This window comes from Pseudidiomarina indica (assembly GCF_900104245.1).
In the GTDB taxonomy this organism is placed as follows: Bacteria; Pseudomonadota; Gammaproteobacteria; order Enterobacterales; family Alteromonadaceae; genus Pseudidiomarina; species Pseudidiomarina indica.
On sequence record NZ_FMXN01000004.1, the window covers coordinates 1 to 12,116 of the forward strand.

Consider the following 12,116-nt stretch of genomic DNA (forward strand, 5'->3'; position numbering starts at 1 on the left):
CTCCTTTCTACAAGAAAACCATCGGTTACGGACTGCCGGACTTCGCAGAGGAACTCAACTACGGAGTCGATCTATCAACCATCTGAGGGTGGTATTGTAATCCCCCCGAAAAATCGGAGCGGTTATGAATAGAAAGTGCTATTACTGATTGAACTCTGCTCTTGTCTTCATGGCGCTCGAAAAAATATCGACAAGTGGCTGAAGATCGAGATTCACACCAGAAACATTGGCATCGACCCACTCTTGCTGCGAAATTTCAGGCCACAATACGTCATAACCAAGTGCAAATAGCATTTCTTCAAAAAAGAATCGTTGCGCACGCCCATTACCTTCTCGGAATGGATGTAATAAGTTAATCTCGCAGTATAAATCAGCAACTTCACGCACGAAAACCTCTGGTGTTTTCGCATGTTCTAACAAAGGAATTTGGCGAAATAACCTATCCGCCTCAGCTTTGATTCTTGAAGCCGTGCAGAATCGAGTTGCACCTTTTGAAATATCAATTGTTCGTAACTCGCCAGCCCAATCATATACATCCTGAAATAAATGCAGATGTATACGCTGTAGATGCTCGAGTGTGAATTCCTGAATGCTTAATGTAGTAGCTGTGTAGGATTTATAACGTAGGGTAGTAAATTCTATTTCGGCAGCGGCAAGAGTTTCCTCATCGCGAATATTGAGCTTGTTAACCAAAACATCCGCGTCTGGGTAACAATACGGATCTTGCCCAACGCCGTACTTATCTCGCATATTTACGTTTTAAAGATGCGATAGACTGCTTTTCAGAAGACTCTTTCATTTTAAGGCCTTCATACCCAAGACTGGTTTTGAAGTTCTCAATATTTGGAACAAAGCGCTCTTGTTTATCTGGGCTGTTTTTTGTGCGTTTCATTATCATGTACCCTTATGATGAGTCGCATAAATTATAACCTATGCCACTCGTCTAAGCCATGTCCAATACGGTGGAATTTTTTCTACCTCAAAACTCAGACTTTTCCGGAGATTCAGAAATTTTTGTCGCGAGGCAAAGGTCAAAATTTGAAATTTTGGAGTCGGTTTTCTGTGACCAAATTTGTCATTAAACGGCCTCGAAAGTGTCAATTTCAACGCAAAACAAATTGTCAGAACACCGTTTAAACCCATGCTACACCTAGCTTTAACGATTTACCACCGAACCCGTGACTGCCCTCCGGAGGCAGAGGTCACAGGTTCGACTCCTGTCGGGTGCGCCATATATCGAAAGACTATTCCATAGTACGTACCTCAGTATTCTCATTCAGTGTTTTGACCGGTATAAGGTTAGTGCTGAGTCAGCAAACAAAAAAATGATTAAAGTCGATGCTCAACAACGAAAAAACGCATGTATTCACATTCGGTTGCTAGCTTGATTGTAACTTTCAAAGGAGTGTTAATTTGCTACTAAATCTGTAGAGCGGTCATGCGCTTTTGAAGGGTTAGACCGGTGATAGCCTCTACAACCACCCTTTTTGATGCGCAATGCGTGCCGCTTCGACGCGATTACTTGCATGCAACTTACTGATGGCCTCTGAGAGATAATTACGCGCGGTTCCCTCAGCAATAAACAGCGCTTCAGCAATAGCTTGAGTACTCATACCCTGCCCCGCTAGCTGCAATGCCTTGCGCTCTTTTTCAGTTAGCGGGTCGTGTTGGCCGAGTGCTTGCAGCAGTAATTCGTTGCTGATCACCCGCACTCCTGAACAAACCTTTTGTAGTGAATCAATGAGTGTCGCAATAGGGGCATCCTTGAGTAAGAAGCCGCTCACTCCAGCATCGACGGCACGTTTGATATAGCCGGCGCGATTAAAGGTCGTAATGATGACGGTTTTGAGTGCTGGCTGGTGTTGCTGCACCCACCGCACAAGCTCTAGCCCAGAAAGGTGCGGCATTTCAATGTCGGTTAGGAGTATTTCGTAGTGCTCCTGCTGTAATTGTTGCTGCGCCGCAGCGCCGTCGACCGCCTCATCGACCTCGTAACCGGCCTCTAGGCGAAGCAAACTGGCTAAGGCGGTTCGCACCATGGTTTGGTCTTCGGCGAGCAGAATTTTCATGCTGTTGCTCCGTTGATTTTCGGCATTTCAAGCTTGGGTAACTGTAAGGCGACCACCCAGCCTCGGGTGGTAGACACTTCGACGGAGCCGCCGAGCTCTTGCATTCGTTGTTGTACTCCCACCAAACCGTTGCCACTTTGGACCTCAACATGACTTCCGTCATCGGTAATTTGCACCCGATAGACATCGACGCTTTCATCAAAGTGAATAGTGCAGATCTGGCCAGAACTATGTCGAATAACGTTCGTAACCAGCTCGGTTATGGCGAGTACTAAGGCAGTTTCACGAGGTGCATCCAACAGCGGTGGTTTACCTAAAATATCGGTGCGAAAACCGGCTTCATGCAAGCGTTGTTCTAAGCGTTTTAATTCGAGCGCAAGCCCACTATGTTTATAGCCCGACACGCTTTGACGCACCTGCGATAAGCTGTGGCGTACTATTTCGCTAAGTCCCTGCAATTGTTGCGCGGCAGCATCATACTGCTGTTTGCCGAGTTGCGCTTTGGCCAAATCCGACTTCAATACAATACTTGAAAGTGTATGCCCCAAGATATCGTGTAAGTCGCGCGCGATGCGCTCGCGCTCCACACTCGTTGCTAGACGTTCGATTTCGTCGGCACTACGACGCTCTGAGGCGGCGTGCCGCTGCCGCAAGCGTTCAATACGACCAAAAATCGCAACGGTGATAACGATGACACTGCCGTAGTGGAAAAACAGATCCCAATGGGTACCTATAGTCCACTGAAATACTGCCAAGGTCCCGATAAGTCCCACTACTGCGGCTAAGGCATACGGCCAACGGTAGGCAAAGCCGACGAAAAAGCCGACGTAGCTGAATAAGGCAACGGACCCTGGGTTCCACGGCGTGACCGCACAGGCAATAACATACATACCGATAATCGGCCAAAGCATGCGTTGGTAGGGCAAATAGAAGCAATAAAAATACAGAGCGACAAATACCAACATGGCGAGCGAAAGCAACACGATTTCGCTGACCGTATAGGGGAATAGCACCATCGGCAGGATGTAAAAGCCTAAGTTAAATAAGTAAACCCAAGTGTGTTTCGCTTCTTCGTTAGAGGTTTTTTGTGTGGTGTTATCGCTAGTCATCATCTGCTTCTTCCGTTCGAAGTGCTTTCATTATGACCATTACTAGCCCATTCGACCAGTGACATTTGTCACCTTCAATTGCTGATAAAAGCTACTGCCGCGTGAGCCCCTGCCCTCTAAACTTGGCGATACCATTATTTACTGGAGATCACTCATGGCAGTCGCACACCTATCTATTCACGGCTTAAGCAAAAGCTATGGCCAACATCGCGCTCTTAACGACGTTGATCTCACCGCCTACAGCGGGGAGGTTCTTGCGGTACTTGGTAAAAACGGCGCAGGCAAGACCTCGTTGATCAACAGTGTGCTTGGCATGCACTCCTACCAAACAGATCAGCTCGAGCTATTGGGGCAGCCTATGTTAACACAACAACGATCGCTCGCCGTCAGACAGCGCTTAGGTGTCATGATGCAACTCGGCGCGCTGGCAGCGAACCTAACCGTCTACGAGCAGTTGGACCTGTTTTGTAGCTATTATCAAAACGGTTTTCAGGTTGCCGAGCTCATTGAAGAATTCAACCTAAATAGAATAGCCAAACAACGCTTTGGCAAACTTTCTGGCGGCCAGCGCCAGCAAGTCCTTTTCGCCCTCGCCGTTGCTGGCAAGCCCGATTTGCTGTTTCTTGATGAGCCGACTGTCGGCATGGATGTCGAGGCGCGTCATGCACTTTGGCAGCATATTCAAAAATACCGCTCTGATGGCACCGCCATTGTGCTAACCACCCACTACATCGAAGAAGCCGAGCGTTTGGCCGACCGTGTCGCGATGTTGCGTAACGGCGAGATCATCGCAGCAGGAACTTTGTCCGAAGTGATTGCCGATCACGGTTCACTCGAGCAAGCCTACCTAGCCAATATGCAGGAATAACACCATGCTTAATCAGAACTTATACGTTAAAGAAGCGGGCTATGATTTACTGAGTTTATGGCGCACACCAGCGTTCTTTTTGCCGGCTATTTTATTCCCGGTCACTTTCTATATCTTTTTCGGTATCGTTTTTAATTTTAGTTCGGGCAGTGGCCAGTACATGCTCGTCTCTTATGCCTGTTTCGGCATGATAGGGCCAGCAATGTTTAACTATGCAACGGCAGTCGCGAGTGACCGAGCCCATGGCTGGCTTACCTTGAAGCGCATTGCGCCTATGCCATTAAGTGCTTATGTCGCCGCCAAGTATTTCAGTAGCTTGGTATTCGCCCTGTGCATTGCCTTAATATTGTTTGTCACCGGTGGGATTTTTGCTGGCGTTGAACTCTACTCTTGGCAATGGCTTGCGCTGTTGCTGGTATTGCTAATTGGTACGCTGCCGTTTGCCCTTATCGGCTTATTGCTCGGTCTTTGTTTGTCCGACAAAGGTGCGCCGGCAGTCGTCAACTTGGTTTATTTACCCATGGCCTTCTTGTCAGGCTTGTGGGTGCCCATTCAGTTTTTGCCGGAAACCGCGCAATACATAGCCTACGGCCTGCCCGCTTACCACTATGCACAATTGGCACATGCTGTGATTGGCACCAGTCAGGGCCATAGCATTTGGCTGCACGTGGCTGCTCTTGTCGGCTTCACCATACTACTCACCGTTCTCGTGCACTGGCGTTACCAGCGCCTTTCGCACTAATTTAAATGAGAGCCTATTACCTATGAAAAAGATACTTCTATTACTTGCCGCTGTTGTTGCTGTACTGGCTATCGTATTGAATTTACCAACTCCGAAAACGGCTGACGTGGCGAACGACAACAGCTTCGTGATCGGTCCGGTGAACATCTTTGACGGCGAAAAATGGCGCGAAGAAAAATTCGTGGTCGTGCGTGAGGGCTGGATTACGAAGCTCTCGATGCAACGACCTGACCTTGACTTACCCTACCGTGAAACCCAAGGCCAAGTGCTGATGCCAGGCTTGATTGACGCACATGTGCACGTATGGGGGGAGGCCCTTCAACAAAGCTTGAACTTTGGCGTGACCACCGTGATCGATATGTTTGGTGACCCTAACTTTTTGCAGCAGCATAAAGCGGCACGAGCGGAAACCCGACAAGCTAAACATGCTGATATCTTTGGTGCTGGCTACTTAGTCACTGCACCTAACGGCCATGGCACGCAATACGGTATTCCCGTACCGACTTTAAGTGAACCTTCCGCAGCCCCCGAAGCTGTTGCAAAACGTCTCGACAGTGGCTCTGATTTTATCAAAATCGTCTACACCCATGCTGGTGCCGCTTATCAACATGCGCCGTCAATTTCGTATACGGAACTGGAAGCCACCATTAAGGCAGCCCATCAAGCGCAGCATCTAGCGGTAGTGCATGTTGCCGATCACGCGTCAGCGATGGACGCAGTCAAAGCGGGTGCAGACGGCCTGGTGCATGGTTTCTTTGACCGCCCCGCGAACGATGAGCTGGTGCAACTGATGCGCAGCAACGGGACTTTTATCATACCGACGATGGCGCTTTATGAGGGTATGTTGCGTGGCGAACTCAACGACGAGCTACTCACCGCAGAAAACCCAGAGCTTCCTGCAAGTGCAAAGGCCAGCCTCAATAAGTCATTTGGCAACACTCGGTTTCCCGCGCACTTTTATAACAATCTGCTACTCACCACCGAACGACTGTATCAAGCCGGAGTGCCAATACTAGCCGGCAGCGATGCACCGAACCCTACCACCGCTCACGGTTGGTCATTGCTGGTAGAACTCGATATGTTGCAGCGTGCTGGTTTGCCACTCGAATCAGTGCTGCACGCAGCAACCGCGGCGCCAGCCAAAGCTTTTGCGCTACCGCATCAAGGACGAATTGCCGATGGGATGAAAGCTGACCTACTGCTACTTGATGCCGGTGCTACAACGAACTTGCGGGCGCTTTTTCACCCACAAGCCGTTTGGAAGAATGGCTTTGAACTCTAAAAAGCCTACCCTGAAAAGAGCTGGCTGACTAACTTTGAAAAGTTCTCTTTCTGATAATCTTCCATTGATGCGTAAAATGCGGCACATCCAGTGTAATCCCCCAAAAACTCGGAGCAGTTATAAGTAGAAAACCCAACTGTAACTACCCCACAGAATCATACAGCTAAACGAGCGCTATTTATGTCGGCTGCACGATGTTATTGAGCTCAATCAGTTTGAAAAGTAACAAATATACGTTGTTTATCGACGTGTTTAACTTTATTATCAAACCATGTTGGTTTGATTAATGTGGAATCCACGTCAATAATCAACGTATATAGATAATATTGTAAACCTAAAAGAGCATCACATGCTAAATCACGAAGCAGGCAAAACGCTAAAACAAAAACTTCCGCTTGGTATGGTCGCAACGAAACGTTGGCTACAAGAACAGGGGTTAAGTTTGCATTACATCGACAATTCCGTTCGAAGAGGAGCTTTAGTCGTAGTCGTTCCCGGTGTTTATCATCGAGGTGAAGCCCATCCGAATTGGCAAGGCATAGTCGCTTCACTGCAACAAATGGCTAAGCTTCCTGTTCATGTCGGTGGTTTGAGTGCGTTAGCGGCAAACGGCGTAAGCCATTTCGTAAATAAACGTGGTAAGCCTGTAATTAACTTATACTCTCCCGTTAAGCTCCCGGCGTGGGTTAATAAAATAGATGTGGAAGCTACTTTTGCATGGCATGGCACGAAGCGCCTGTGGCCTGAGTCATTACTGCTTGATCAAAGTGTGTTTCGTCATTATGAATGGGCAAAAGGCTTGCCGGAAATAACGTATTCATGTGTTGAAAAAGCTTATCTGGAAATACTTAATGAGGTGCCTAAGCATGTAAGTTTTGAGCACGCTGATGTGCTGCTTCAGGGGTTGTATAATTTATCCCCCCGGAAGTTAGATACACTGCTAAAGAACTGTCTTAATGTAAAAGTGAAGCGGTTATTCTTTTGGCTAGCGGAGCGCAATCAACATCCTTGGTTTAAATATTTAGTGCCAACAGACTACGATTTAGGCTCAGGTAAAAGAGCTATCGCAGTAAATGGTCGCCTGGAAAGCAAATGGCAAATTACGGTTCCCAAGGAGATGTAAATTATCATGGATAGAAATAGCATTTATTATCGCCAGGTTCAGTTGCTTATGCAGGTGCTTCCATTTGTTGCTGCTCATGACTGTTTTGCGCTCAAAGGCGGTACCGCGATTAACCTATTTGTCAGAGATTTTCCAAGGTTGTCGGTTGATATTGACCTCGTCTTTTTACCTATGATGGATCGGGATGAGGCACTTCAAACAATCACAAGTCACCTAGAGCAAATAGCGGGAAACCTCACAGCAAAGCTGCAAGATGTGACTGTCATACGCTCATTTGAAGTTATAAAGGACGCACTCCGTTTATTGGTGGAGCGTGATGTTGGCGGTAGAAAGGTTCAGATAAAGATAGAACTATCACCTGTTCTTCGAGGAACGGTCTACGAATCAAGCGCTTTGAGTGTTACCGAAGCGGTTGAAAATGAATTCGGGTTCGCGGAAATTTCAGTGGTCAGTTTTGCCGACCTTTATGCTGGTAAAATTTGCGCCGCGCTCGATCGGCAACACCCTAGGGACTTGTTCGACGTCAAACTACTCTTAGATAATGAAGGCCTCACGGATGATATACGTAAAGCGTTAATTGTTTATATGATCAGCCATTCGCGTCCTATTTCGGAATTATTACGACCCAATTTCAAAGATATTGCTGCTCTTTATGAGGGGGAATTTAAGTCGATGGCGGACATTGACGTCCCGTTAGCCGAACTTGTGGCTGCGCGTGAGGAAATTGTAGCGCGCATGCATGCGACATTTACTGACGAAGAGAGAGCGTTTTTTTGACGTTTAAGTCACGCAAACCGGATTGGTCATTACTCGGACTTGCCAATGTTCAGCAGTTGCCTGCTGTTCGTTGGAAACTGAATAACCTTGAAAAAATGAGTGAGGAAAGGCATCGGCTGGCTTATAACAAACTTAAGGAAGCTCTTTCATCTTGAGCCCCTCGTACCGAAGGCTGGTTTTGAAGTTCTCGATATTTGGAACAAAGCGCTCTCGTTTGTTGCCATGAGTTTTTGCGGTTTTCATTACCATACCCCTCATGTTGAATTGATTAAATTATAGGCTACTCTACGTACCCTAAATCCAGTTAAAAAGTGGAATTTTTCCACCTAAAAACTCAGGTTTTTCCGGATATTTAAAATTTTTTTGTCGCGAGGCAAAGGTCAAAATTTGAAATTTCTACGTTGGTTTTCTGTGACCAACTTTGTCATTAATCGGTCTCAAAAGTGTCGATTTCGACGCAGAACAGAAAACTCCTTCGTTTTAGTTTAACGGAATTTTCTACTTATAACTGCTCCGATTTTCTGGGGGGGATTACACAATTGCAACTAGCTATGAGCGGGTGTTGCAGTTAATAGTTGAATTCGGGTTGTGTTTGTGTTAACAGAATAATAGCAGAAGCTATTGGATGCTTCTTGCTAATGGTAAAGTAGATTATATGGAGAACAATTATGTATAACCTTATTAAAACCATAGCATTAGCGTCAATTGTGATTTTTTCTACTGGTCTTGTGAGTGGCAATGTTTCTGCTAACTCCTTAGAAAATAATATCAGTATTGAAAAATTAGTCGAAACTTTACCAAGTAGTGAGCGTGATAGCTCTCGCCAAGCGTTATTGCGATTATATGACGAAGCGAAAAAATATTCTGTTGACTTTGAATTGAAATCTGTAAGTTTCAATACAGATTTCGACGACGAGATGTCGACTATGTCAGCAAGTTGTACAGCTAGAGCAACAGTCAGAATTCTTGGACAGGAAGCTGAAGTCAGCCCCACGGCTCCGACATGTACTGAAGCCTATGACATGTTGGGGGAATTAATAGGCCAAATGGCCCCATAATACAGCACGTGAAACCAAATGGAGCCCAGACTAAAGCTGGGCTGTAATCTCCCCGAAAAATCGGAGCAGTTAGGGGTGAAAAACGGCATTGTTATTGCCATTGCCCATTACATCATAAATATAACTGGTACTGACGCCAGCACCAGGAGTAGATTCCCGTAATCGGTAGCAAAATAAGTGCTATCCCACCAACGAGTACCACCACTAACCAAGCGATACCGCCAACAGCGGCAACATGAAGCGGATAGATCATCTGGCTAAGTAAATAACCTTGGCTGCTATTACGTACATCTGAGTGGCTTACCAACGCGCCAGTGGTAGCATCAAACTTCAACACACTGCGCCCGTTTGGATGCCACTCGCCGGGAAACGTGAGGCGCACACTGTGCCCGCTGATGGAAATGAGCTGTAGGCTTAGGTGCGAATTACTACACCGCTAATCCAGTGTCTGGGGAATACGATGTAACAGAAATCTTTACTGAGTTTAAAGTTCCACTACTGGCCGATGCCGCCTTTGCCGAATCGTTAGAATTAAACGGAGCTTGGCGTACCGCTGAATACAGTACAGCAGGGACTAACCATAGCTGGATGTTGGGCGTTGACTGGCGTCCTATTAATTCATTAAAAATTCGTGCCAGCCGTGCCAAAGCCGCCTAATTCATCAGTTTCAGTACCAACATTCCCACGCCAACACCACACAAGAATGTCGCAGTAAGCCACCACCAAGGCACCTGTCTTGTTAAGGCTGGTTGATCGTCGGGTCCAGGCATCGCTGGAAGCTCTAGCGAACTGCGCTCAATCTCAAACGCCCCCGCTAACGCTGTGGTTGGGTTTGATGAGTTCTGAATGATTCGATGTAACGGTCATCTTGACGTCCTCTTATTGGTAATGCTGTGATTGATAACCGTATTACAGCATGCCATTCCGGCATGCGTGACGACAGTTTACCGACAGTGGCACGACTGTCATATGACAGCGACGACAATGGGTGCTATTTTCGGCTAAAGTGGATATAATATAGACAACAGAGAAATTTAGCAGTCTGTGGATTTTTAAAGGGCAGAATCGTAGTGCTTAGACCCAAAGTTGTATTTCCTCAGCAATTTATACACCAGCAGCCCATCCATCGTGGTGACGAGTTTGGGGTGTTGTGCTGGAATACACAAAAGCGTACCGAAACAGTGGAATTTCAACACGCCTTATCCGACGTGTTAGAAACACATCCCAGTTTGTTTTTGTTGCTTCAAGAAGCCAAATTGACCACCAATAGCAATCAACTATTGCCACATTGGTCCTATGCGGTTGCACCCAATATGCAAACCCGCCGGTCCATATATGGCGTGCTTACCGCAAGCCAATACGCATTTGGAGAAGCTCACCCTCGTCTCACCCAAAAGCGTGAGGGCATGTTTGCAACTCATAAAAGCTACATGCTTTCGTATCATATGCTGGCGGAGGGAGGCTCCTTGTTGGTGGTGAATGTGCATGCCATTAACTTTGTGCGTGCCAACCAGTTTTCTCACGAAATTGAGCTGATCAAAAGTGAAATTCTAGGCCACCAAGGCCCACTTATTGTGGCAGGTGATTTTAACGTGTGGAACCGTGAGCGGCGTTTACGACTGATGCAGTTTTGCCGCAGCATTGGCCTGCGTCAGGCGATCATGGCCGATTCTCACCACATCAAAACCTATCGCCAGCACCCGCTCGACTTTATCTTTTACCGCGAGCTTTCGCTGCACGATACGTCGGCCATTGATACCAGCAAAATTTCAGACCATAACCCGCTTTACGCGCGCTTTAGTTTATAACACAAGCTGAGGGCTGCCTTATTGGCGGCGCATTGCTGGCCAATACGCAAATATCAGCATCTTCGATGTATCAAGCAACGAAGAACTTCATGACCTGCTGATGTCGTTACCCCTTTATCTTGGTTAAAACCTTACCAATTCCACATGGCCCAGACACCGACTTCATTTTGTGTGCGGTCAAGAGTGAAATCAGTGGTTTCACTTTGTTTCGCAACAAGCGCTAACGTCAGCCCTGGCAACGCTTGCCAATCAACCCCAAGTTGCCAATAGTCTTGTTTTAATTCTGGATTTAAACGACGGCTCGGATGCACTACGTCATACCGAATAAACGCAGAATAGTCGTCAGCAATAGGATAACTTCCCCAAATACTCCAACCATCACTGGCGTCTTCAGCTAACGACGTCACTTGCTTCCAGTTATCGTTATATGCGTATTCAACACCCAAACGCTTTCCTTTACTGCGGTAGCTCAGCGCCATATTCCAACGTTGCGCGTTATGCAATTTTTCCAGTGCATCATTTTTATCCAGTGCACGAGCGCCTTCATACCAACCGGTTGCAAGATCAAGACTCGGGCTGATGTGCCAGATAGCCGCAGCTTCAATGTCTACCTGCTCTGCAACAGCGGGTTTCTTAAAGCCAGCACCAGTGACCATGGCCACGCTGTAAGAAAAACGCTCACCTTTATGTCCGACATGAACCCCTAAGTCTGTCGGTGATGCAAGCTGATTCTTCGGGTTCAAGCTGGCATCAACATAGCGGTAGCCAACACGCTGCGCGATGTAATCAATCCAGGGTAACTCTGCCACCCCTAACTTCAGGTAATACCCATTATCCCAGCGCCGCTGTAAGTAGGCATGGCGGAACCAGACATCCGTTGGATCTTGCTGCCGCTGCCATTGCACATCCGTGGTGATTTTCAACGACCAATCCTCGTTAAAGCGATGATCAAGATTGATATAGAAGCGTTTCAAATCAGGCTGCCACCCTTCATTGTCGTTGCGTTGGTCGTCAATCTGAATGTTACTGAAGTTGGCGAACACTTGGCCTGAAATTTTAGTCCCTGCGTCGTCTGCGAATGCAGGGGTGGATACAGCCATCATTGCTAATGCACCGATGACGAACTGATGGTTTGTTTTCATGAGGTTGCCTCCGTACTGCAGATGCCGACTCAATCGGTGACCAGCATCAACAAAATCAACGATGTGTCTAATTAACCATACTATTCATAGGTATTTTATATCAGCATAGTCTAAAATACGAAGGTATGAGCCCAACCA

At 47.0% G+C, this 12,116-nt stretch carries 15 protein-coding genes; 9 read left to right on the forward strand and 6 right to left on the reverse strand.

The window, feature by feature from the left end; genetic code table 11:
• Nucleotides 1–141: 141 nt before the first annotated feature.
• The 4 genes from BLP64_RS04355 to BLP64_RS04365 form a co-directional block, all read right to left on the reverse strand.
• Nucleotides 142–750, reverse strand: coding sequence for a putative adenosine monophosphate-protein transferase Fic (locus BLP64_RS04355; protein ID WP_092592147.1), 609 nt, complete (start codon nucleotides 748–750; stop codon nucleotides 142–144).
• Entirely contained in the window at nucleotides 740–892 is a 153-nt protein-coding gene (locus BLP64_RS10785; protein ID WP_162014622.1) for a hypothetical protein, read from the reverse strand. The genes BLP64_RS04355 and BLP64_RS10785 overlap by 11 nt, the downstream gene beginning before the upstream one ends.
• 580 nt (nucleotides 893–1,472) lie before the next feature.
• The gene (locus BLP64_RS04360) at nucleotides 1,473–2,069 is read right to left on the reverse strand and encodes a response regulator transcription factor (protein ID WP_092592149.1); all 597 of its coding nucleotides are present in this window, start codon (nucleotides 2,067–2,069) and stop codon (nucleotides 1,473–1,475) included.
• Nucleotides 2,066–3,181, reverse strand: coding sequence for a sensor histidine kinase (locus BLP64_RS04365; RefSeq protein ID WP_233340102.1), 1,116 nt, complete (start codon nucleotides 3,179–3,181; stop codon nucleotides 2,066–2,068). Before BLP64_RS04365 ends, BLP64_RS04360 begins: the two co-directional genes overlap by 4 nt.
• Before the next feature lie 151 nt (nucleotides 3,182–3,332).
• On the opposite strand from BLP64_RS04365, the gene BLP64_RS04370 reads away from it, so the two are divergent.
• The 6 genes from BLP64_RS04370 to BLP64_RS04395 all read left to right on the forward strand — a co-directional run bounded on the left by BLP64_RS04370 (nucleotide 3,333) and on the right by BLP64_RS04395 (nucleotide 9,028).
• Nucleotides 3,333–4,046, forward strand: a complete 714-nt coding sequence (locus tag BLP64_RS04370; protein WP_092592151.1) for an ABC transporter ATP-binding protein — start codon at nucleotides 3,333–3,335, stop codon at nucleotides 4,044–4,046.
• 4 nt (nucleotides 4,047–4,050) lie between these two features.
• The gene (locus BLP64_RS04375; protein ID WP_092592153.1) at nucleotides 4,051–4,788 is read left to right on the forward strand and encodes an ABC transporter permease; all 738 of its coding nucleotides are present in this window, start codon (nucleotides 4,051–4,053) and stop codon (nucleotides 4,786–4,788) included.
• 22 nt (nucleotides 4,789–4,810) lie between these two features.
• Complete coding sequence (locus BLP64_RS04380; RefSeq protein WP_092592155.1) at nucleotides 4,811–6,070, forward strand: amidohydrolase family protein; 1,260 nt, start codon at nucleotides 4,811–4,813, stop codon at nucleotides 6,068–6,070.
• Nucleotides 6,071–6,419: 349 nt separating this feature from the next.
• Nucleotides 6,420–7,193 carry a type IV toxin-antitoxin system AbiEi family antitoxin gene (locus tag BLP64_RS04385; RefSeq protein WP_092592157.1) on the forward strand — a complete coding sequence of 258 codons (774 nt, stop codon included), beginning with the start codon at nucleotides 6,420–6,422 and terminating at the stop codon, nucleotides 7,191–7,193.
• 6 nt (nucleotides 7,194–7,199) lie between these two features.
• Nucleotides 7,200–7,970, forward strand: coding sequence for a nucleotidyl transferase AbiEii/AbiGii toxin family protein (locus BLP64_RS04390; RefSeq protein WP_233340103.1), 771 nt, complete (start codon nucleotides 7,200–7,202; stop codon nucleotides 7,968–7,970).
• A 668-nt stretch (nucleotides 7,971–8,638) separates the two neighbouring features.
• Complete coding sequence (locus BLP64_RS04395) at nucleotides 8,639–9,028, forward strand: hypothetical protein (protein WP_092592159.1); 390 nt, start codon at nucleotides 8,639–8,641, stop codon at nucleotides 9,026–9,028.
• A 112-nt stretch (nucleotides 9,029–9,140) separates the two neighbouring features.
• Here BLP64_RS04395 and BLP64_RS04400 read toward each other — a convergent pair whose 3' ends face one another.
• A complete protein-coding gene (locus BLP64_RS04400; protein ID WP_092592162.1) occupies nucleotides 9,141–9,410 on the reverse strand; it encodes a PepSY domain-containing protein in 270 nt (89 codons plus the stop codon).
• Between the two features lie 62 nt (nucleotides 9,411–9,472).
• On the opposite strand from BLP64_RS04400, the gene BLP64_RS04405 reads away from it, so the two are divergent.
• The 3 genes from BLP64_RS04405 (at nucleotide 9,473) to BLP64_RS04415 (ending at nucleotide 10,963) form a co-directional block, all read left to right on the forward strand.
• Complete coding sequence (locus BLP64_RS04405) at nucleotides 9,473–9,685, forward strand: hypothetical protein (protein WP_092592164.1); 213 nt, start codon at nucleotides 9,473–9,475, stop codon at nucleotides 9,683–9,685.
• Nucleotides 9,686–10,098: 413 nt separating this feature from the next.
• On the forward strand, nucleotides 10,099–10,836 hold the full coding sequence (locus BLP64_RS04410) for an endonuclease/exonuclease/phosphatase family protein (protein ID WP_092592166.1): 738 nt from the start codon (nucleotides 10,099–10,101) through the stop codon (nucleotides 10,834–10,836).
• 31 nt (nucleotides 10,837–10,867) lie between these two features.
• A complete protein-coding gene (locus tag BLP64_RS04415; RefSeq protein ID WP_407681261.1) occupies nucleotides 10,868–10,963 on the forward strand; it encodes a muconolactone Delta-isomerase family protein in 96 nt (31 codons plus the stop codon).
• Nucleotides 10,964–10,967: 4 nt separating this feature from the next.
• Here BLP64_RS04415 and BLP64_RS04420 read toward each other — a convergent pair whose 3' ends face one another.
• On the reverse strand, nucleotides 10,968–11,978 hold the full coding sequence (locus BLP64_RS04420; protein WP_092592168.1) for a hypothetical protein: 1,011 nt from the start codon (nucleotides 11,976–11,978) through the stop codon (nucleotides 10,968–10,970).
• Between the last annotated feature and the right edge of the window lie 138 nt (nucleotides 11,979–12,116).

Bases quoted from the DNA above. Each gene is read 5' to 3' on its own strand.
- BLP64_RS04355 (WP_092592147.1), bottom strand. From the start codon at position 750: ATGCGAGATAAGTACGGCGTTGGGCAAGATCCGTATTGTTACCCAGAC.
- BLP64_RS10785 (WP_162014622.1), bottom strand. From the start codon at position 892: ATGAAACGCACAAAAAACAGCCCAGATAAACAAGAGCGCTTTGTTCCA.
- BLP64_RS04360 (WP_092592149.1), bottom strand. From the start codon at position 2,069: ATGAAAATTCTGCTCGCCGAAGACCAAACCATGGTGCGAACCGCCTTA.
- BLP64_RS04365 (WP_233340102.1), bottom strand. From the start codon at position 3,181: ATGATGACTAGCGATAACACCACACAAAAAACCTCTAACGAAGAAGCG.
- BLP64_RS04370 (WP_092592151.1), top strand. From the start codon at position 3,333: ATGGCAGTCGCACACCTATCTATTCACGGCTTAAGCAAAAGCTATGGC.
- BLP64_RS04375 (WP_092592153.1), top strand. From the start codon at position 4,051: ATGCTTAATCAGAACTTATACGTTAAAGAAGCGGGCTATGATTTACTG.
- BLP64_RS04380 (WP_092592155.1), top strand. From the start codon at position 4,811: ATGAAAAAGATACTTCTATTACTTGCCGCTGTTGTTGCTGTACTGGCT.
- BLP64_RS04385 (WP_092592157.1), top strand. From the start codon at position 6,420: ATGCTAAATCACGAAGCAGGCAAAACGCTAAAACAAAAACTTCCGCTT.
- BLP64_RS04390 (WP_233340103.1), top strand. From the start codon at position 7,200: ATGGATAGAAATAGCATTTATTATCGCCAGGTTCAGTTGCTTATGCAG.
- BLP64_RS04395 (WP_092592159.1), top strand. From the start codon at position 8,639: ATGTATAACCTTATTAAAACCATAGCATTAGCGTCAATTGTGATTTTT.
- BLP64_RS04420 (WP_092592168.1), bottom strand. From the start codon at position 11,978: ATGAAAACAAACCATCAGTTCGTCATCGGTGCATTAGCAATGATGGCT.